General features: G+C 71.1%; 17 protein-coding genes and 1 tRNA gene. 10 read left to right on the forward strand and 8 right to left on the reverse strand.

Annotated features, from left to right (window positions below):
- Nucleotides 1–4 precede the first annotated feature (4 nt).
- Nucleotides 5–706: a hypothetical protein gene (locus GUY59_RS17560; protein WP_138208276.1), complete on the forward strand. Its 702-nt coding sequence runs from the start codon at nt 5–7 to the stop codon at nt 704–706.
- Here GUY59_RS17560 and GUY59_RS17565 read toward each other — a convergent pair.
- Both GUY59_RS17565 and GUY59_RS17570 read right to left on the reverse strand, forming a co-directional pair.
- Nucleotides 657–1208, reverse strand: a complete 552-nt coding sequence (locus GUY59_RS17565) for a cysteine dioxygenase (RefSeq protein WP_138208275.1) — start codon at nt 1206–1208, stop codon at nt 657–659. The genes GUY59_RS17560 and GUY59_RS17565 overlap by 50 nt on opposite strands.
- Nucleotides 1205–2065: an amidohydrolase family protein gene (locus GUY59_RS17570; protein WP_138208274.1), complete on the reverse strand. Its 861-nt coding sequence runs from the start codon at nt 2063–2065 to the stop codon at nt 1205–1207. Before GUY59_RS17570 ends, GUY59_RS17565 begins: the two co-directional genes overlap by 4 nt.
- A gap of 264 nt (nt 2066–2329) precedes the next feature.
- On the opposite strand from GUY59_RS17570, the gene GUY59_RS17575 reads away from it, so the two are divergent.
- Nucleotides 2330–3364, forward strand: a complete 1035-nt coding sequence (locus GUY59_RS17575) for a LacI family DNA-binding transcriptional regulator (RefSeq protein WP_138208273.1) — start codon at nt 2330–2332, stop codon at nt 3362–3364.
- Nucleotides 3365–3371: 7 nt separating this feature from the next.
- Here the strand turns inward: GUY59_RS17575 and GUY59_RS17580 are convergent, their stop codons facing one another.
- A complete protein-coding gene (locus tag GUY59_RS17580) occupies nt 3372–4730 on the reverse strand; it encodes an aromatic amino acid ammonia-lyase (RefSeq protein WP_138208272.1) in 1359 nt (452 codons plus the stop codon).
- A 6-nt stretch (nt 4731–4736) separates the two neighbouring features.
- Entirely contained in the window at nt 4737–5117 is a 381-nt protein-coding gene (locus GUY59_RS17585) for a phage holin family protein (protein WP_132339332.1), read from the reverse strand.
- Between the two features lie 132 nt (nt 5118–5249).
- Here GUY59_RS17585 and GUY59_RS17590 point away from each other — a divergent pair, with 132 nt between their 5' ends.
- On the forward strand, nt 5250–5525 hold the full coding sequence (locus GUY59_RS17590) for a hypothetical protein (RefSeq protein WP_132339334.1): 276 nt from the start codon (nt 5250–5252) through the stop codon (nt 5523–5525).
- Nucleotides 5526–5555: 30 nt separating this feature from the next.
- Here GUY59_RS17590 and GUY59_RS17595 read toward each other — a convergent pair whose 3' ends face one another.
- Together GUY59_RS17595 and GUY59_RS17600 are read right to left on the reverse strand one after the other, a co-directional pair.
- Complete coding sequence (locus GUY59_RS17595) at nt 5556–6332, reverse strand: FAD:protein FMN transferase (protein WP_138207549.1); 777 nt, start codon at nt 6330–6332, stop codon at nt 5556–5558.
- A gap of 50 nt (nt 6333–6382) precedes the next feature.
- Nucleotides 6383–7084, reverse strand: coding sequence for a hypothetical protein (locus tag GUY59_RS17600; protein ID WP_138207547.1), 702 nt, complete (start codon nt 7082–7084; stop codon nt 6383–6385).
- Between the two features lie 118 nt (nt 7085–7202).
- On the opposite strand from GUY59_RS17600, the gene GUY59_RS17605 reads away from it, so the two are divergent.
- The 3 genes from GUY59_RS17605 (at nt 7203) to GUY59_RS17615 (ending at nt 8877) form a co-directional block, all read left to right on the forward strand.
- Nucleotides 7203–7595: an OsmC family protein gene (locus tag GUY59_RS17605; protein ID WP_138207545.1), complete on the forward strand. Its 393-nt coding sequence runs from the start codon at nt 7203–7205 to the stop codon at nt 7593–7595.
- A 240-nt stretch (nt 7596–7835) separates the two neighbouring features.
- Nucleotides 7836–8762 carry a nucleoside hydrolase gene (locus GUY59_RS17610; RefSeq protein ID WP_138207543.1) on the forward strand — a complete coding sequence of 309 codons (927 nt, stop codon included), beginning with the start codon at nt 7836–7838 and terminating at the stop codon, nt 8760–8762.
- Between the two features lie 41 nt (nt 8763–8803).
- Nucleotides 8804–8877: transfer RNA gene (locus GUY59_RS17615), tRNA-Lys, on the forward strand.
- A gap of 53 nt (nt 8878–8930) precedes the next feature.
- Here the strand turns inward: GUY59_RS17615 and GUY59_RS17620 are convergent.
- Both GUY59_RS17620 and GUY59_RS17625 read right to left on the reverse strand, forming a co-directional pair.
- The gene (locus tag GUY59_RS17620) at nt 8931–9437 is read right to left on the reverse strand and encodes a flavin reductase family protein (protein ID WP_252375202.1); all 507 of its coding nucleotides are present in this window, start codon (nt 9435–9437) and stop codon (nt 8931–8933) included.
- Nucleotides 9434–10474 carry a MupA/Atu3671 family FMN-dependent luciferase-like monooxygenase gene (locus GUY59_RS17625; protein WP_132339344.1) on the reverse strand — a complete coding sequence of 347 codons (1041 nt, stop codon included), beginning with the start codon at nt 10472–10474 and terminating at the stop codon, nt 9434–9436. Before GUY59_RS17625 ends, GUY59_RS17620 begins: the two co-directional genes overlap by 4 nt.
- Nucleotides 10475–10965: 491 nt before the next feature.
- Between GUY59_RS17625 and GUY59_RS17630 the strand changes: the two genes are divergently transcribed.
- The 4 genes from GUY59_RS17630 to GUY59_RS47505 all read left to right on the forward strand — a co-directional run.
- A complete protein-coding gene (locus GUY59_RS17630; RefSeq protein ID WP_138207553.1) occupies nt 10966–12483 on the forward strand; it encodes an acyl-CoA carboxylase subunit beta in 1518 nt (505 codons plus the stop codon).
- Nucleotides 12480–12734: an acyl-CoA carboxylase epsilon subunit gene (locus tag GUY59_RS17635; RefSeq protein ID WP_138207541.1), complete on the forward strand. Its 255-nt coding sequence runs from the start codon at nt 12480–12482 to the stop codon at nt 12732–12734. The genes GUY59_RS17630 and GUY59_RS17635 overlap by 4 nt, the downstream gene beginning before the upstream one ends.
- 27 nt (nt 12735–12761) lie before the next feature.
- A complete protein-coding gene (locus GUY59_RS17640) occupies nt 12762–13520 on the forward strand; it encodes a thioesterase II family protein (protein ID WP_252375201.1) in 759 nt (252 codons plus the stop codon).
- A 37-nt stretch (nt 13521–13557) separates the two neighbouring features.
- On the forward strand, nt 13558–19736 hold a 6179-nt coding region (locus tag GUY59_RS47505; protein WP_201760992.1), incomplete at its 3' end, for an SDR family NAD(P)-dependent oxidoreductase.

Genomic DNA, 19736 nt, shown 5'->3' on the forward strand with positions numbered 1-19736 from the left:
AGATGTGCGGGGGTTCACGGTGCTGACCGAGGCGCTCCAGCGGGTGGCCGACGCGCGTGGCGGGATCCTCGGAGTGGAGCCCGGTCTCGTCATCGAGCCGGACGAGAGCTGGACACCGGCCGCCGAGCTGGTGCGGGAGCCGTACACCTTGCTCGCGGAGCTGGCCGACGAGACGGCGGCGCGCTGGAACGCGCCGCGGCACGTCGGCGCGGCGCTGTTCTGGAAGACCTACGGCTACTGGCACACCCTGCCGATGGTGCTCGGGTGGGCGCTGGACGGGAAGGTGCCGCTCATGCGGCTGCCCGACACCTTCTTCAAGGTGTCCGCCGCCGGGGTGACCCTCGCGGCCACGCGCGTGAGCTGGGGCTCGGGCGCGGGCGGGATCGGTGAGGCGCTGGCCGAGTCGCAGGCCCCGCTGGTCAGGGCACTCGGCTCCCTGGCCAAGGTGGGCGAGCGAACGTTGTGGGGCTCCACCGCCGAGGCCGTGGTCCATCCGCTGACCTCGATCGTCGAAGGCGACTACATGCGGTTGCTGAAGGAGATCGGCCCGCCGGTCGACGGGCTGATCGAGCCCGCCGACGACGGCTATTTCCGCAAGACCTGCTGCCTGTGGATCACCCTGCCCGACGTGGAGCCGTGCGGGAGTTGCTGCGTGCTCAGGCCACAGAACCGGCCAGAGGGCCGACCGGCTCGTCCAACGGCCTGAGCTCGTCGGCGTAGCTCACCGAGACGCGGCGCATGACGCCGCTCGACTCGATGGAGTACTGGCCGAGCCGCCACAGCGGCGGCGAGTAGGCGTGGATGGACACGCTGGCGTCGACCGCGCCGGTGAGCCGGTGGATGTGGTCGGGCCCGAACGAGAACGACTGCCCCTCCGTCACCACGGTCTCCAGGTGCTCGCCGCCGATGCGCGGGTTGCACTCCAGCAGCGCGCCCTGCACCACGTGGACCGCCCCCGAGGAGATGTCGTGGTCGTGCCAGCCCGTGTCGTCCTCGGGGCGCCAGCACAGCAGCCAGACGTCCACGTACGCGTCGCGGTAGAGCGAGGCGTAGTGCCTGCCGCCGCCGGCGGGGAAGTCGACGTGGCCGCGCCACTCCTCCGGGCGGGCGGCCAGGTCGTTCACCAGGTCCCGGAGCTCACGCCGGTCGAGAGTGCGCTCCGGGAGCCGGGCACAGGTGCCCCCGTCCTGGATCTGTTCGGTGCTCACGTACGAGTCTCCTTTCTGCTGAGTAGGCGACGGGGGTTGACGACCCGGATGGCGTGCGCGGCGGCGGCGCCGAGTCCGGGGTCGGGTGCGGTGGCATAGGGCGCGTCGGAGCCGTTGACGACGACGTCGATGCCGAGCTCGCGGACGATCGCGTCGATCGCACGCGGGCCGTAGGAGGAGGTCTCCACGAAGAAGCCGGGGTCGACCAGGCCGCGCCCGCCGCCGCCCCTGGCGATGAGGCGCTCGGAGTGCAGCGGCGCCAGCCCGGCCAGGAGGGCGAAGCAGACGCGCAGCCTCGGGTGGCGGGGCCTGACGACGGCGTGGAAGTGGTGCCAGGCGGCGTGCATCTGCTGCACGTACGGCACCAGCGCGGGCCACCACGGCGGTGCGCCCTCGGTGAGGGCGGTAGGGCCCGGGTGCACGAACAGCGGCAGGTCGAGATCGGTCAGCACCTCCAGCAGCCGGTCGTCGGGCTCGGCCGTCGCGGGGATCTGCAACCCGGCGAAGCCCCGGGCGAGGTCCTTGGCCAGGCGGTCGGGGTCGACGTCGCTGTGGCAGGTGGCCGCCCACGCGCCGAAGGGCTCGCCGAGCGCCAGGGCGCCGTCGTGGTGGGCGTCGATCAGCGGCCAGGACTCCTCGGGCGGCAGGAACTCGACGCCGAGCGGGCTCGACAACGACACGAGGGCCAGGTCGAGGCCGGTGGTGTCGCGGTGCTCGTGGTCGACGGGATCGACGGCATACGGCGGCTCGCCGTCGAGGAGGAGCGTCCAGCCGTCGAGCCGGGGCGGGGAGGTGCGGGCGCGCAGGGCGTCGACGAACGCGCCGGTCCACAGGTGCTGGTGCACGTCGATGCTCACGGGTCACTCCTTCCCCTATTTCCTACTCACAATACATGCAAAGCCACTACGCAGGTGCACCGAGGACGTGAAACGGTTCACTGATACGGTTCAGTGAACCGTTTCACCTCCAGCTTGTCAACAGCACCCGAAGGTCGCGGGACCTCGACAGGCGGCGCGTCAGGATGGATGCTGAAAAGTACGTCCGCACCTTCGACACGGCGGAGCCAACATGCCCGGGCCGGGAAATCACCGTCTGTCGGTGACAACCAATAGGCTGGCCTAATGCCTCGGAAGAGAGCGACGATCCGCGAGGTGGCGCAGGCGACGGGCCTGTCCCCCGCGGCCGTCTCCTACGCGCTGCGCGGCCTGCAGGTGTCGGAGGAGACGAAGGAGCGTGTGCGTGCCGCCGCGGCCGAGCTCGGCTACGAGGCCGATCCCATCGCCAGGGCGCTGGCCAGCGGACGCACCGGCATGATCGGGCTGCTGTGCGGCTCGCTGGAGGACCTGTGGCAGCAGTCCCTGGCGGTCGGCATCAGCAGAGGGCTGCGCGAGAAGGACCGTTACGCGCTGATCCTCGACGCCTTCGGCGATCCCGTCAGAGAGCGGGCGCTGGCCCAGCAACTCCGTGACCAGCGGGTCGATGGAATGATCGTGCAGCCGATCGACCCGGCGGCGGCGTTCTGGCCGGAGTTGTGCGAGTCGCTGCCGGTGATCGCGGTCGGCGACTCGATCGCGGGCACGGCCGGAGAGGTCGTCTTCGACAACCGGCGCGGCGTGACCCTGGCCCTTGAGCACCTGCGCGCCCTCGGCCACCACCGCATCGCCGTGCTCACCCCCACCCGGGCCAGCACGCCCGACCGTCCCGCCGACGTGTTCGTGATGGCCGAGGCCGAGCGGCTGGGCCTGGACATCCAGGTCGCCACCTCGCCGCACGGTCTGGCCGACGCGACGGCGGTGGCCCACGACGTCCTGTCGGAGAAGGTCCCGACCGCCGTCTTCTGCTTCGCCGACTCGATCGCCTACGGGGTCTACGCGGCCGCCCAAAAGCTCGGCCTGTCGATCCCGGGCGACGTGTCGGTCATGGGCTACGACAACCATCCCATGTCGGGCCTGCTCACGCCGGGGCTGACGACGGTCGACTGGGGCATCGACGGCATCGTCATCGCCGCGGTCCGGCTCATGTCGGCGGCGGCCGACGGCGGCACCCGGCGGCGCCACGTCGTGCAGGCACCCACGCTGCGCGAACGCGGCTCGGTCGCCCGAGCCCCCGGCCTGCGCCAACTGTCACGTGCGGAGCGACACGGTTCGGAGGGGTGAGGGCCGGCTAACCGGCCGTCCCCGCCGGCCCGGCACTGTCGCCCGCTGCGGCCGTCAGGGCGCGGCGTGACTCCTCCAGGTCGTCCGTGAGCGGCCGGTCAGGCGGTGGGGCCTGGCGGGCCCTGAGGGCCGCGGTGCGCTCGCAGGCCAGCACGAGCGACAGCGGCTCCAGACAGCGCAGCGTCAGGCGAGCGGCCTGGGTGGCGAAGCTCGCGTGCTCCTCCGTGCCGAGCGAGATCACCGCCGTGCCCGTCGTCACCGGCACCGCGAGGTGGCGCAGCACGGCCATGGCGTCCTGGGCCACGTACTCGAGGATGAGGGCTCCCGAGGCCCCGGACCGCTGGGCGAGGAAGGGCAGGCGGCCGGTGTAGGCGGGGTCCATGAGCGCGGCCAGGCGGGCGGTGCTGAGCTGGGCGGTCTGTACGATCGCCGCCCGCAGCGCGTCGAGCGCCAGGGCCACCGGCGCCCCGTGGGAGTTGCCGTTGTGCCAGGCCAGTGTGCCGGCGATGAGCGGGTTTTCGGTGGCCGAGTTGAGGTCGATCTCGATGGTGGCGACGGTCCGGCCGAGCGCGTCCATGGTCGCGCCGTGCACCTGGGCGAAGGCCCGGAAGCCGTACGGGTCCTGGATGCGGGTGGCGAGCCCCTGGCTGAGCAGGGCCCGCAGGCGGGCGGCGACGACGGCCTGCCCCGGATGAGGGCGGGCCTCCTGCACGGGGGCGGCCAGCGGCTCCGCCGAGGCGTCGACGGCGGTGAACGACAGCGCGGCGACGTCGACGGCCGCATCGAGGAGCCGGCGCAGGCGGTGGCAGGCGATGGCGGCGTCGGCGAGCGTGGCGGCCCCCGAGCTGATGAACGGCAGCGCGTCGCTCGACGCCAGCGGGAAGCGGGGCTCCGCGGGCGGCGAGGCGCTGTCGTGGCGCCAGGGGAGTTCGCCCAGCAGGCAGAGGGCGGTGGTGGCCAGGGCTGTCAGGTCGCCGGTGCCGATGGCGCCGTACGTCCTGATGGGCGGGGTGAAACCGGCGTTGACGGCGTCCGCGAGCACGGGGAGCACGGCCGGGTCGACGCCGGAGCCGCCCGCGACGAACTGGTTGAGCCGGACGACGAGCATCGCCCTGGCACGGGCGCGCTCGATCGGCGGGCCGGCGCCGCACGCGTGGCTGCGCAGCAGGTCGAGCCCGGGAGCTTCGACGGGGACGGCCTTGTTGGCGCCGACACCGGTGCTCCGCCCGTAGACGGGGCCCCGCAGCCCCTGGGCGGTGGCCCACGCGGCCCGGGCCCGATCGATGGAGGAGATCGTGACCCGGGCCTCGTCGTACGCCGCCTCGTGCACCTGCGCACAGGTGAGGCCGGCGCCGTCGAGCTCCATACGGATTCAGTCGTTGTCGGGGATGAACAAGCCGAGCAGCCAGCTCACCACGCTGATGATGATCGCGCCCCAGAACGCGGCCGGATAGAAGTTGTCGACGTGGAAGGGGATGTCGACCTGCTCGGCGATGAACCCCGTCAGCAGCAGCATGGCGGCGTTGATCACGAGCAGGAAGAGGCCGAGCGTCAGCACGATGAGTGCGCACCCCAGCGTCTTGACGATGGGCTTGACGATCGCGTTGATGATGCCGAAGATCAGGGCCACGATCACCAGGACGCCCCAGTATTGCGCCGTGTTCGTCTCGAGGTCGACACCGATGCCCGGGACGAGCTGGATGGCGACCCACAGGGCCACCGCTGCCGCAAGGGTTCTGATGATGAATCTCACGCTGCTTGATCCTCCCACTCGGGAACGGTGCCGCGATAGAGGCGCGAGCACAACGATGCGCGGCGGTCACCGCCGGTAGTCGCCGGTTATGGCCCGTCCTGCTCGGGAAGGTGCGTGCAGGGGAGGTACGAGATGAACGCGGACGGGCTCGAGTCGCTGCCGGCCAACGAGTTGCACGATCGGGCGGTGCGTTATGCCGTACGCCATGGGGATCTGGGGTTTCTGTGGGAACTGTTGAAGGTGATCCCTGCCGCTGAGGCCGCCACCGGTCATCATGACGAGAGCGCCAACAACCTCAGCAGGGTCTCGGCGCTGCTCAGTGACGCCATCGCGTCGGGCGAGGGTGAGCTGGGGGAGGCGCTGCGCCCGATCTACCTCGACTACCTGCGCAAGCACCCCGACGCCTAGCCCTCCCCTGGCCCCCGCCCGCGCCCTGTTCTAGCCCGCGAGCTGGGCGTGGCGGCCGCTGTACTCGGCGAAGCCCGGCGTGCTGACCTCCTGCCCGCCCTTCAGGACGAGCATCGTCTCGTACGGCCCCGATTCCGCGAGCCGGGTCGCGAAACCCCTGGCCAGGACGGGCCCCATGGCGTAGATGGCGGTGGCGTAGGCGTCCGCCGTGCCGAGGTCGGGCCCGATCACCGTGACCGAGCCGAGCCCGCGCTGCACCTTGCCGGTGCGCGGGTTGACGATGGGTGCCCCGCCCGAGGTGGCGAGGCCCAGGTCGTGGGCGTGGACGACCTTCCGGACCAGGCCCGTGTGCGGGTCGCGGACGCCGATGCGCCAGCGCCTGCCCGGTGCGGCCGAGCCGCGTACGCGGATGTCGCCGCCCGCGTTGAGGCGGTGGTCGCCGGCGCCCGCGTTGACCAGGGCGCGCGACAGGCGTTCGAGCGCCCAGCCCTTGATGTAGCCGGACGGGTCGGTCACGCCGTTGATGCGGGGCTCGAACCAGCCGTCCGTGCGCCGGCCGAGCTCGTCGCAGCGGTGCAGGACCTCGATGAGTTCCGGGATCTGCTTGATGGTCTGGCCGCGGTTGAGCCGGCCGATCTGGCTGTCTTCCTTGACCGGGCTGAAGGTGTCATCCACCCACCTGAGCCAGGCGAAAGCGTCATCCAGCAGAGGGGTCAGCTCACGTGCGGGGAGCGCCGTGCGGATGTCCACGCTGACGGGCATGCCCATGACCATTTCGACACGGGCGGTTCCGGGGAAAGTCGTCACCTTGCCTCCTTGTCCGTCACCTACCGTCTCAGACAACGCGTAACGTCGGCCTAAACCTTGTGCCCATTTTCGAAACGGATCTGTGATCTGGGCACGGCGAGACGTGACAGGGCGCCGCCGACGTACCGCTTGAACGGGCGCGGACCGGCCACCACCACCTCGCGCTCGGCGATGTCGGGGATCTCGCGGCTCAGCCCGGAGGCGCTCAGGCGCTCCTTGACCCTGGGGTCGTGCTCGCGGCCGACGACGAGGACGAGTCCGTACCTGGCCTCCAGGTCGCGGAGCTCGTCGGTGGCGCGCTCGGTCCTGTAGACGGCGACGGTGTCGGTCTCCCTGTCCAGGCGGGCGCGCAGGGTGCGCGGGTCGACGCCGGTGGCGATCAGCAGGACCGGCTTGCTCTGTCTCGGTACGCGGCGGCTCATGACCGCCATGACGGCCGCCAGCGCGTACAGCAGCAGCCAGGCCACGCGGCCGGGCTCCGTCGCATGGGGCGCCGTCCCGGCCTGGTGGGCCACCAGCAGCGCCCCGGTCAGGTAACCTCCGAGCCGCAGCCGTTGCCTGGCCTCCTCGGTGCGCAGGTGCCCGGCGGCCTTGACGCTGAGCAGGCCGACCCCGGCGAGCAGCGCGGCCGCGACGTAGGAGGTGGGGCTCCAGGGGTGGCCGAGGCCCGGTTGGATCGCGCCGAACTCGGCTACCGCGACACCGCACCAGAAGAGGATGGGACCTTGGTTCGCACTCGCCTCGCTAGCCATGTCCATCACGGTGCTGAACGAAGATGAAAGGTTTCTGAACACAGCTGAGGAATCAGCTGAATCGGCCACCCCCATGCCCCTGGGCCCGCCTCGGCAGGGGGTGGTTAAGGTCGGGAACATGGCAAACGTGCGTGTTGAGCGGACTGATGACGGCGGATTCCGGGCCACGAACGCCCGCGGCGCCGAGGTGCGGATCGGCGGCGGCGACGAGGACGGCGTTTTCACCCCGGTCGAGCTGCTGCTGGCGGCGGTGGGCGGGTGCAACATCGTGACCGTCGAGCCGCTCACGGCCCAGCGGAACAAGCGGCTCGTCCGCCTGGCGATGACCGTGCGGGCGGAGAAGGTCGAACAGAGCAGGCTGGGCCCTGTGACGGTCACGTACGACGTGGAACTGCCGTCGGAGGACGCCCGCTCCGTGTTCGAGGCGGTGGCGGAGCGGGTGCACGAGAAGTACTGCACGGTGAGCAGGTCACTTCAGGAAGGTACGGAGGTTCGGTTGGAACTTCCGTAGGTGGGATTAAACAGATATTCGACCCCGTTATGACGCGACCGTTGCATTCGTCTCGGTACCGTTGTAGCAGGTCGAGAGGCCAATAGACCTTCACCGGAGCGGACGCGGAGGGGGACCGCGGTTCGCCAGTGCGGGACCGCCGGCGTTTTTGGGGGAAGACGCCGGCCTGGACCGCCACCGATCGGGCCGGGCAGCTTTGGGGGAACTGCCCGGCCCGATCCATGCGTATCCTCACCTTCCGTGAAGAAGATTGTCCTCGACTGCGATCCCGGCATCGACGACGCGCTCGCCCTGACTCTGCTGGCGGGCTCCCCGTCGGTGGACCTGGCCGGCATCACCACGGTGGGCGGCAACGTCGACCTGGAGCTGACCACCGCCAACGCCCTGGCACTCAGGGAGTTCCTGCGGCTCGGCGACGTGCCGGTGACACCGGGCAGCGCGGGCGCCCTGCTGCCGCGCACCGTCCGCGCCTCCCACGTGCACGGCGCCACCGGGCTCGGCGACGTACGGCTGCCCGCGGCCGAGCGTGGGCCGTCGCACGGGCACGCGGCCGACTTCATCGTGGAGACGCTTCGGGCCGCCCCCGGCGAGATCACGCTGGTGGCCGTCGGGCCGCTGACCAACCTCGCCCTCGCCGTACGCCGCGAGCCGCGCGTCGTCGAGTGGGCCGGCGACCTGGTCATCATGGGCGGCTCCTTCACGCGGGGCAACTACAACCCGGCGGCCGAGTTCAACATGCTGGCCGACCCCGAGGCGGCCGCGATCGTCTTCGACGCCGGGTGGACGGTCACGATGATGGGGCTGGACGTGACGCTGTCGGCCGTGGTCACCACCGGCGTGCTCGACCGCATGCGCCCGCTCGGGCGGCTGGGCCACGACCTGCTGGTGCCCGCGGCCAGCTTCTACGGCAGGGTCACGCCCGACGGCGGCCCAGCCATCCACGACGCGTGCGCGGTGGCGTACGTGCTGGACCCGTCGTTGTTCACCTGTGTCCCCGCCGTGGTGAACGTGGAGACGGCCGGGCGGTACACCCGGGGGATGACGGTGACGGACTTCAGGGTCGGCGACCGGCGGGCGAACGCGCAGGTGGGGACGTCGCTGGACGTGAAGCGGTTCTGGGACCTGGTGCTGGGGGCGTACGAAGGGCTGGCTGCCCGGCTCGGATGATGTGCGGGCACCGTTCGGCGGCTGATACAGTTACACCTGTTGCGCCGCTAGCTCAGTTGGTCAGAGCAGCTGACTCTTAATCAGCGGGTCCGGGGTTCGAGTCCCTGGCGGCGCACAAACTCACAGGGCGCTCTCCAGCTGGAGAGCGCCCTGCGTCGTTTCCGCCGGTCAGAGCAGCACCCGGCCCAGCCTTCCGCGGTGGAAGACCAGCGGGTCGTCGCCGGCGTCGTCGTTGGTGGTCAGGTCGACCACCCTGGCGAGGATCAGTTCGTGGTCGCCCACGAGGTGGCACGAGTCGAGCACGCAGTCGATCCACGCGACCGCGCCGGTGATCGCGGGATGGCCGCTCGCGTTCACCGTCCACCCCACGCCGGAGAACCGGTCGGTCCCCTTCTTCGCGAACGACTGGCACACCCGCTCCTGACCGGCGCTCAGCACGCTGATGGTGAACGCGCCCGCGGCCCGGATGTGCGGCCACGTCGTCGAGGTGTGGGCGGCGCAGAAGCTCACGATGGGCGGATCGAGGGAGACGGAGGTGAAGGAGTTGACGGTGAAACCGTGCGGCTCGCCGTCCGACAGGGCCGCGATCACCACGACGCCCGTCGGATAGTGACCGAGCGCGCGTCTCAGCCGCACGCTGTCGATCATGACGGCGCCCGCCGTCGGCGCGCTCACCGTGCTTCCCACCGCTGCTTGAGCCGGGCGAGATGGCGCAGGCCGTCGAGGACGGCGTCCGTGTCGGGCACGAAGTCGATGAGGCAGGCCACCTCGTCGACGCCGATCTGCTCCAGGGAGCTCAGCACGGTCATGCCGTCGTCGACGGTGCCGAACAGGCCGCCCGTCTCGAAGTACCGCTCGAAGGAGACCTCCAGGAGGAACTCGATGTCCTCCGGGTCCATCTCGTCCGGGTCGATGCCCGGCATCAGCTCCTCCGCCGCCTTCAGGACCAGGCCGAGCGAACTGCGCAGGTAGTCGGTGAACGGGTCGTGCACCACCTCCCGGACCTTGGCGCGGTCGTCGCCGACGAACGTGTGCAACATCAGCGCGACGTGGCCGGTCCCGTTGTGCGCCCTGGCGTAGTGCTCGCGGTATTCGGCGACCTTGCGGACGAGGTCGTCGAGGCTCTGGCCGAGCAGGTGGGTGAGGATGCCGACGCCGAGGTCGCCCGCCTGGCGGAACGTCTCCGGGTTGCCCGAGCTGGTGAGCCACGTGGGCAGCTCCGGCTGGACCGGCGCCGGGTGGGTGCGCAGCTTGACCGACTCGCCCGCGCCGTCGACCAGCTCCACCTCCTCCTGCCGCCACAACCTCCGCACCGTGTCGATGGTGTCCATCGTCACCTGGCGGCGGTCGGCGTAGTTCTCCGGCCGCAACGCGAAGTCCACCACGTGCCAGCCAGGAGCGAACGAGACGCCGGCCCGGCCGCCGGAGAGGTTGTCCACCATCGCCCATTCCTCGGCGATGCGCGCCGGGTGGTGCAGCGGGGCCACGACGCTTCCCGCGCGGATCGCGACGTTCTCGGTCACCGCGGCGACGGCCGCCGCGGTCACCGCGGGATTGGGATATCGGCCGCCGAATTCATGGAAATGCCGCTCGGGTGTCCACACCGCGGAGAAACCGTTGGTGTCGGCGAACCTGGCCCCTTCGAGCAGCAGCCGGTATTGGTCGGTCCCGCTACGGACACCGTCCGCGAAATAGAATAAACCAAAGTCCACCGGTGTCTCCTTACGCGCCGCGCTGGTGCGCCCCGGCCGGGCACACCGGCGAGATTTCAGGTTGCCGAGCGGCACCAGTATTCGCGACGCGAGAAGCGCGGGGTAACCCCTATGCCCCATTAGACGTGCCGCTCGCCGCCGGACCGGCGGGCGCACGCAGGCAACCCTTATCGCCCCCCTCAACAGCGCCGGCCACACCGCGCTGAATGTCGGGCCGGCCCCCAGGAATGGCGTGCTTTCCCCTCGGTCGCAGTCCAGGGGATCCGTAGGGGAATGCAGGCGGATATTAGGGGGCGAATCCCGTAGCTGATCCGCGGCCCCATGGGCTGGAATGAAACGTGACTGGGGCGGGGCGTCCGGGCACGCGCTCGAAAGGCGTATCAGCTGATATCCCGCTCATAGGCCGAGAGGATATACGCAACGTGACTCTGACCACAGAACGCGGCTTGGAACCGCCTCTCTCCCTACGGGAGCGGGTGGCCGAACTCGGCATGATCAAGGATCAGGCGCGCGGCGGGGAAGCTCGGCCTGCCAAGGACCCGCAGCGGGCCAGGGGCAAGCTCACCGTCGACGAGCGGCTCGACCTGCTCTTCGACCCCGGCACCTTCACCGAGATAGAGCCGCTGCGCCGGCATCGCGCCAGCGGCTTCGGCATGGAGAACCGGCGGCCCTACACCGACGGCGTGATCACCGGCTGGGGCAAGGTGCACGGCCGTACCGTCTTCGTCTACGCGCACGACTTCCGCATCTTCGGCGGCTCGCTGGGCGAGGCGCACGCCCAGAAGATCCACAAGCTCATGGACCTGGCCATGACGACCGGCGCGCCGCTCGTCAGCCTCAGCGACGGCGCCGGCGCCCGCATCCAGGAGGGCGTGACCGCGCTCGCCGGCTACGGCGGCATCTTTCAGCGCAACGTGCAGGCCTCCGGGGTCATCCCGCAGATCAGCGTGATCCTCGGCCCCTGCGCGGGCGGCGCCACCTACTCGCCGGCGCTCACCGACTTCACCTTCATGGTCAGCGGCATCTCACAGATGTACATCACCGGTCCCAACGTGGTCGAAGCGGTCACCGGCGAGAAGATCAGCCACGACGAGCTCGGCGGAGCTCAGGTGCACGGCACCGTCTCCGGCGCCGCCGGCTTCGTCTACGACAACGAGACCGACTGCCTGGAGGAGGTCCGCTACCTTCTCTCGCTCCTGCCCGCCAACAACCGCGAGTCGCCGCCCGACCTGGCCACCGCCGACCCCGCGGACCGGCGGTGCGAGGCGCTGCTCGACATCGTGCCCTCGGAGCTGAGCCGCTCGTACGACATGCGCGAGGTCCTCCACGAGATCGCCGACGACGGCGACTTCTTCGAGGTGCACAGCACGTGGGCCACCAACGTCGTCTGCGCCCTGACCAGGATCAACGGCCAGGTCATCGGCATCGTGGCCAACCAGCCGGCCTCGCTGGCGGGGGTGCTGGACATCAACGCCTCGGAGAAGGCCGCCCGGTTCGTGCAGTTCTGCGATGGGTTCAGCATCCCGCTCGTCACCCTGGTCGACGTGCCCGGCTTCCTGCCCGGCCGCGACCAGGAGCACGCCGGCATCATCCGGCACGGCGCCAAGCTGCTCTACGCGTACTGCAACGCCACCGTCCCGCGCATCCAGGTCATCCTGCGCAAGGCGTACGGAGGGGCGTACATCGTGATGGACTCCCGCTCCATCGGGGCGGACCTGTCATTCGCGTGGCCGACCAACGAGATCGCCGTCATGGGCGCGGAGGGCGCCGCGAACGTCGTGTTCCGCAAGGAGATCGCCGCGGCCGACGACCCCGACTCGGCCCGCGTCCGGCTGATCAGGGAGTACCGGCAGGAGCTGATGCACCCCTACTACGCCGCGGAGCGCGGGCTGGTCGACGACGTGATCGACCCGGCCGAGACCAGGGCGGTCCTCGCCCGGTCGCTGGCCATGCTCCGCGCGAAGACCACCAAGGTCCCGTACCGCAAGCACGGAAACCTGCCGATGTGATGGGCGGCAACGGCGCGGTGTTCAGGTTCGTACGCGGCGAGCTGGACCAGGAGGAGCTGGCCGCGGTGGTGACGGCGCTGCTGCACCGCCTCCGGCCCTGCGCGGAGGAGCGCAACGCCCCGCCGCCCCGGCCCGCGCCGAGGGCGGGCGAGCGGGACGGCCGGTCCTGGCACGGCGGCCCCTCCACCCGGCCGCCCGCCTGGGACGAACCGCACACATTTCAGGCGCCGAACTCCTGGTCGCCAGGGTGAGTGCGGACATCAACGGAAGGAAGACCAGTGATCACCGAAACCGGAACGTGGGTGCGGCGCTTCTTCGCCGCGCCGGCCGGCCGTGACACCGCCACGCGCCTGATCTGCTTCCCGCACGCGGGCGGCTCGGCCTCCTATTTCCACCCGGTCGCCAAGCAGCTGACGCCGCGGTTCGACGTGCTGGCGATCCAGTACCCGGGCCGGCAGGAACGCCGCCACGAGCCGTGCATCGACGACATCGGCGAGCTCGCGGACCGGGTCACGGCGGAGATCGTGCCCCTGGCGGACCGCCCGATGGCCTTCTTCGGGCACAGCATGGGCGCCGTCGTCGCGTTCGAGGTGGCCAGAAGGCTGGAGGAGCGGGACCTCGCACCGCGGGTGTTGTTCGCCTCCGGCCGGCGCGCGCCCTCCTGCGTACGCGTCGAGACCGTGCACAAGGAGGGCGACCAGGCGCTGCTCGCCGAGGTGCGCCGGCTCGGCGGCACCGACGTGCGCATGCTGGCGGACCCCGAGCTGCAGAGCATGATCCTGCCGTCGCTGCGCGGCGACTACACGGCCATCATGACCTACCGCTGCACGCCCGGCGCCACGATCGGCACACCCGTCGTCGTCCTCACCGGCGACCGCGACCCCCACGTCAGCACCGACGAGGCGGCGCGCTGGAAAGAGCACACCACCGGCGCGTTCGACCTGCACGTCTTCAGCGGCGGTCACTTCTACCTGAACGACCACGCCGCCGCGGTCATGCGGACGATCACCGAGAACATCCCCGCCGCCCAGGCGTAGATCCCCCTTTCGGTAGCACGAAGAGTACGAGGCGAGAATGGCTGCGAACGACACCAAGCTCATCGAGGCCCTGCGTTCCTCCTTGAAGGAGACGGAACGGCTGCGTGCGCAGAACCGTTCTCTCGCCGAGGCGGCGCGCGAGCCGATCGCGATCGTCGGTATGGCCTGCCGTTTCCCCGGCGGGGTGTTCTCACCGGAGGACCTGTGGAATCTGGTGGACTCCGGCCGGGACGCGATCGGCGAGTTTCCCGTGGACCGCGGCTGGGACCTGGACAGGTTGTACGACCCCGATCCGGACAGCCGTGGCACGACGTATGCGCGGCACGGCGGTTTCCTGTACGGGGCGGGCGAGTTCGATCCGGCGTTCTTCGGGATTTCGCCGCGTGAGGCGCTGGCGATGGACCCGCAGCAGCGGCTCCTGCTGGAGGCGTCGTGGGAGGCGATGGAGCGGGCCGGCATCGACCCCGCCGGGCTGCGGGGCAGCCGTACCGGCGTGTTCGCCGGGGTGATGTACCACGACTACGCACCCGCCTCCGTGCCCCAGGAGCTGGAGGGCCTGGTCGGCACCGGAAACTCGGGCAGCATCGCGTCCGGGCGGGTGTCGTACACGTTCGGGTTCGAGGGCCCGGCGGTGACGGTGGACACCGCGTGCTCGTCGTCGCTGGTCTCGCTGCACCTCGCGGTGCAGGCGCTGCGGTCGGGCGAGTGCGACCTGGCGCTGGCCGGGGGCGTGACGGTCATGGCGACGCCCGGGACGTTCGTGGAGTTCTCGCGTCAGCGGGGGTTGTCGCCGGACGGGCGGTGCAAGGCGTTCGCGGCCGGTGCCGATGGCACGGGGTGGGCCGAGGGTGTCGGCATGTTGCTGGTGGAGCGGTTGTCGGATGCGCGCCGGCATGGTCATCGGGTGCTGGCGGTGGTGCGTGGTTCGGCGATCAATCAGGACGGTGCGAGTAACGGGTTGACGGCGCCGAACGGTCCGTCGCAGCAGCGGGTGATCCGGCAGGCGCTGGCCAACGCGGGGTTGTCGGCGGCCGAGGTGGACGCGGTCGAGGCTCATGGGACGGGGACGTCGCTGGGCGACCCGATCGAGGCGCAGGCGCTGATCGCCACCTACGGTCAGGATCGGGATCGGCCGTTGTGGCTGGGGTCGTTGAAGTCGAACATCGGTCATGCGCAGGCGGCTGCGGGCGTCGGCGGTGTGATCAAGATGGTGATGGCGTTGCGGCGCGGGATGTTGCCGAAGACGTTGCACGTGGATGAGCCGTCGCCGCATGTGGACTGGTCGGCGGGCGCGGTGGAGCTGCTGACGGAGGCTCGTTCGTGGGACGAGCTCGACCGCCCGCGCCGCGCCGCCGTCTCCTCGTTCGGGGTGAGCGGCACCAACGCCCACGTCATCATCGAGCAGGGCGACGAGAACGAGGCCCCCACGGGCGACGACGCGGCCCTGCCGGTGCTGCCCTGGATGATCTCGGCCAAGAGCCCGGAGGCGCTGGCCGGGCAGGCACGGCGGCTCGCCTCGTGGGCGGAGCGGCACCCGGACGCGGACCCGGCCGGGGTCGCCTGGACGCTGGCCGGCGGCCGCAGCGTGCTGGAGCACCGCGCGGTCGTCGTGGGCGCCGACCGCACCGAACTGCTGGCCGGGCTTGAGGCACTGACCGAGGACCCCTCGGGTGCGATCTCGGGCAGCGGCTCCGGCGGGAAGGTGGCGCTGCTGTTCTCCGGTCAGGGTAGTCAGCGGGTCGGCATGGGCAAGGAGCTCGCCGAGGCGTTCCCCGTGTTCGGCGCCGAGTTGGACGAGATCTGCCGGGTGTTTGAGCCGTTGTTGCCGCATTCGTTGCGTGAGGTGATGTTCGGCGATCGCGGGGGTGTGCTGGATGAGACGGGGATGACGCAGCCTGCGTTGTTCGCGTTCGAGGTGGCGCTTCATCGGTTGTTGGAGTCGTTGGGTGTGCGGGCGGATGTGCTGGTGGGGCATTCGGTCGGTGAGATCGCGGCTGCTCATGTGGCTGGGGTGTTCTCGTTGGAGGATGCGTGCACGCTGGTGGCGGCTCGTGCGCGGTTGATGCAGGCGCTTCCTTCTGGTGGGGCGATGCTGGCGGTGGCCGCGTCTGAGGTTGATGTGCTGCCGCTTTTGGCGGGTCGTGAGGATCGGGTGGGGATCGCGGCGGTGAATGGTCCTGCCGCGGTGGTGGTGTCGGGTGATGAGGCGGCGGTCGCGGAGATCGAGAGCCTGGCTCAGGTGCGTACTCGGCGGTTGCGGGTGTCGCATGCCTTCCATTCGCCGTTGATGGAGCCGATGTTGGCGGAGTTCGCCGAGGCGATCGGTGGTCTTGCTTTCCACGAGCCCGCGATCCCGGTCGTGTCGAATGTGACGGGCCGCCTGGCCGAGCCGGGCCAGCTGACCGACCCCGCCTACTGGGTCGACCACGTACGCGGAGCCGTGCGGTTCGCCGACGCCGTCGCCGCAGCCGGCGCGACCGGCGCCAGGATCTGGATCGAGGTCGGCCCCGACGCCACCCTCACCGCGCTGGCCCAGCAGAGCGCCGGGGACGGCGTCTTCGTCCCCAGCACGCGCAAGGACCGTGCGGAGCCCCTCGCCTTCGTGCAGGCCCTGGGCCACCTGCACGTGCGCGGCATGACCGTCGACTGGGAGGCGTTTTTCGCCCCCGCTCACCCCTCGCCCGTGGACCTGCCCACCTACGCCTTCCAGCACCAGCGGTACTGGATCTCCGCCCGCTCCGGGGCCGGCGACATGGCGGGAGCGGGGCTGGCGGCGTACGACCACCCCCTGCTGAGCGCGGTGACCGAGGTGGCCGGCGGCGAGTCCGTCGTGCTCAGCGGCCGCCTGTCCGTAGCCGCCCAGCCGTGGCTGGCCGACCACGCCGTCAACGGCACGATCCTGCTCCCCGGGACGGCGTTCCTGGAGCTGGCGCTGCAGGCGGGCAACGAGGTGGGCAGCCCCCTCGTCAAGGAGCTCACCCTGCAGGCGCCGCTGCTGCTGCCCGCCGGCGGCGCACGCCAGGTGCAGGTGGTCGTCAGCGCCGCCGACGCCTCCGGCGCGCGGCCGATCGCCATCCACTCCCGCGCCGACGGCGCCACCGCCGGCACGTGGACCCGGCACGCCGAAGGCGCGCTGTCCGCCGACGCGCCCGCGTCCGCGGACGGGCTGGAGCAGTGGCCGCCGGCCGGCGCCGAGGCGGTCGACGTCTCCGGCGCCTACGATCTGCTGCTGGACATGGGGTACGAGTACGGGCCCGTCTTCCAGGGTCTCCAGGCCGCGTGGCGGCGGGACCAGGACGTGTTCGCCGAGGTCGAGCTGCCCGAGCAGGCGCACGCGGACGCGGCCAGGTCAGGGCTGCACCCCGCCCTCCTCGACGCCGCGATGCACGCCCAGCTGATCGCCGGTGACGGGCAGACGGTGCTGCCGTTCTCCTGGGCCGGGGCGCGGCTGCACGCGGCGGGCGCGAGCAGCGTACGGGTGCGGATCACCCGCCTGCGCGAGACCTCCATCGCGCTGACCATCGCCGACGCCGGCGGCGCGCCGGTGTTGTCGGTCGACTCACTCGCCGTCCGCCCGGTCACGGCGGACCAGCTGACCGCCGCGGGCAACGACCACGCCGAGTCGTTGTTCCGGGTGGAGTGGACCCCCGTCTCCGCCGCCGACGCCGCCGAGCTGCCCGAGCTGGCCTCGGTCACCGAGGACGCCGCCGTGCCCGGTGCGGTCACCTACGTCGTGACCCCGCAGGAGGCGGACGTCCTCGACGCCGTGCGCGAGACCACCGCCGACGTTCTGAGCGCGGTGCAGGGATGGCTGGCCGACGAGCGGTTCGCGTCGTCGCGGCTGGTGGTGGTGACGCGGGGTGCGGTGGCCGTGGACGACGGTGATCGCGTCGACGTGTCGGTGGCTCCGGTGTGGGGTCTGGTACGGGCGGCCGAGGCGGAGAACCCTGGCCGGTTCGTGCTGGTGGACGTGGATGACAGCGCCGAATCGCGGGCAGCGCTGGCAGGGGTGGCGGCATCGGGAGAGCCTGAGGCGGCCGTCCGCGGTGGTCAGATCCGGGCTCCACGCCTGGTGCGAGCCGCGACCTCGGCGGGTGAGCCGGTGTTCGGGCCCGACGGGACCGTCCTGGTCACCGGCGGCACCGGTGGGCTCGGCGCGCTGGTGGCGCGTCACCTGGTCACCGAGCACGAGGTTCGGAACCTGCTGCTGGTGAGCCGGCGCGGGCTCGACGCTCCGGGCGCGGCCGAGCTGGTGGCGGAGTTGTCGGAGCTGGGCGCCGAGGTGGACGTGGCGGCCTGCGACGTGGCCGACCGCGACGCCCTCGCCGCACTGATCGCGTCCGTCCCCGGCCAGCGCCCGCTGCGCGGCGTGGTGCACGCCGCGGGCGTGAGCGACAACGGGCTGGTCGCGTCGTTGTCGCCGGAACGGCTGCACCGCGTGCTGGGACCGAAGGCCGACGCCGCCTGGCACCTGCACGAGCTGACCCGCGACCTCGACCTGTCGGCGTTCGTGCTGTTCTCGTCCGCCGGCGGCTCCGTCCTCGCGGCGGGCCAGGCCAACTACGCCGCCGCGAACGTGTTCCTCGACGCCCTGGCCGTGCACCGGCGGTCGTCGGGCCTGGTCGCCACGTCGCTGGCATACGGGCTGTGGGAGACCGACGCCGGCATGAGCGGCTCGCTGGGCGAGGCGGACTTCGAGCGCATGCGGCGTCAGGGCCTGCCGGCGTTGACCGTGGACGAGGCGCTGGCGCTGTTCGACGCCGGGTCCGGCTCGGACACGGCGGTGCTGGTGCCGCTGCGCATCGACACGAGCGCGCTGGCCGACCGGGGCTCTCGCCTTCCCGCGCTGCTGCGCGGACTCGTACGCGGGTCCGTACGGCAGGTGGCCCGCTCGACCGGGTCCAAGCTGGCCCGCCGGCTCGCCGGGCTGGAGGGGGCCGAACGCGGCAGGATGTTGCTGCTGGAACTCGTCCGCAAGGAAGCGGCCAAGGTGCTGGGGCACGCCTCGGCGGACGCGGTGCAGCCCGACCGCGCCTTCCAGGAGCTCGGCTTCGACTCCCTGACGGCAGTCGAGTTCCGCAACCAGCTCACCGCCGCCATCGGCGTGCCGCTTCCCGCCACGCTCATCTTCGACTACCCGACCGCCGAGGCCATCGCGGACCACCTGGCCAGCCAGATGGCCGGCGGCCAGGCCGCCCAGTCCGCCGTGACCGCCGCGAAGACGGTCGACGAGCCGATCGCGATCGTGGGCATGGCGTGCCGGTACCCGGGTGGGGTGCTGTCTCCTGAGGACCTGTGGGAGCTGGTGGCGCAGGCTCGTGACGGGGTGGGCGAGTTCCCTGCCGACCGTGGCTGGGACCTGGACAAGCTCTACAACCCCGACCCCGGAAGCCAGGGCACCTCGTACACGCGTCAGGGCGGGTTCTTGTATGACGCGGCGGAGTTTGATCCGGGGTTCTTCGGGATTTCGCCGCGTGAGGCGTTGTCGATGGATCCGCAGCAGCGGTTGTTGCTGGAGGCGTCGTGGGAGGCGATCGAGCGGGCGGGGATCAGTCCGGTGGGGTTGCGGGGGAGCCGGACGGGTGTGTTCGCGGGTGTGATGTATCACGACTACGGGTTGGGGACGCCGGCGAATACCAGTGGCGGGAGTTTGGTGTCGGGGCGGGTGTCGTACACGTTGGGGCTGGAGGGCCCGGCGGTGACGGTGGATACGGCGTGTTCGTCGTCGTTGGTGGCGTTGCATTGGGCGGCGCAGGCGTTGCGTTCGGGTGAGTGTGATCTGGCGTTGGCCGGTGGTGTGACGGTGATGTCGACGCCGGGGATGTTCATTGAGTTCTCGCGGCAGCGTGGGCTGGCTGCGGATGGGCGGTGTAAGGCGTTCTCGGCTGGTGCGGATGGCACGGGTTGGGGTGAGGGCGTTGGTGTGCTGCTGGTGGAGCGGTTGTCGGACGCTGAGCGCAACGGCCATCAGGTCCTCGCCGTGGTGCGGGGTAGTGCGGTCAATCAGGATGGTGCGAGTAACGGGATCACGGCTCCGAATGGTCCTTCGCAGCAGCGGGTGATCCGTCAGGCGCTGGCGAACGCGGGTCTGTCGCCGGCTGAGGTGGACGCGGTGGAGGCGCACGGCACCGGTACGAAGCTCGGTGACCCGATCGAGGCGCAGGCTATCCTCGCGACGTACGGGCAGGATCGGGAGCAGCCGCTCTGGCTGGGATC

It is taken from the genome of Nonomuraea sp. K271 (genome assembly GCF_009908215.1).
Taxonomy (GTDB): domain Bacteria; phylum Actinomycetota; class Actinomycetes; order Streptosporangiales; family Streptosporangiaceae; genus Nonomuraea; species Nonomuraea longispora.

Excerpts from the sequence above, each read along its gene's own strand:
- GUY59_RS17580 (WP_138208272.1), bottom strand. The coding sequence starts at position 4,730 with ATGGAGCTCGACGGCGCCGGCCTCACCTGTGCGCAGGTGCACGAGGCG.
- GUY59_RS17605 (WP_138207545.1), top strand. The coding sequence starts at position 7,203 with ATGGCAAACGTGCGTGTTGAGCGGACTGATGACGGCGGATTCCGGGCC.
- GUY59_RS17575 (WP_138208273.1), top strand. The coding sequence starts at position 2,330 with ATGCCTCGGAAGAGAGCGACGATCCGCGAGGTGGCGCAGGCGACGGGC.
- GUY59_RS17590 (WP_132339334.1), top strand. The coding sequence starts at position 5,250 with ATGAACGCGGACGGGCTCGAGTCGCTGCCGGCCAACGAGTTGCACGAT.
- GUY59_RS17600 (WP_138207547.1), bottom strand. The coding sequence starts at position 7,084 with ATGGCTAGCGAGGCGAGTGCGAACCAAGGTCCCATCCTCTTCTGGTGC.
- GUY59_RS17630 (WP_138207553.1), top strand. The coding sequence starts at position 10,966 with ATGATCAAGGATCAGGCGCGCGGCGGGGAAGCTCGGCCTGCCAAGGAC.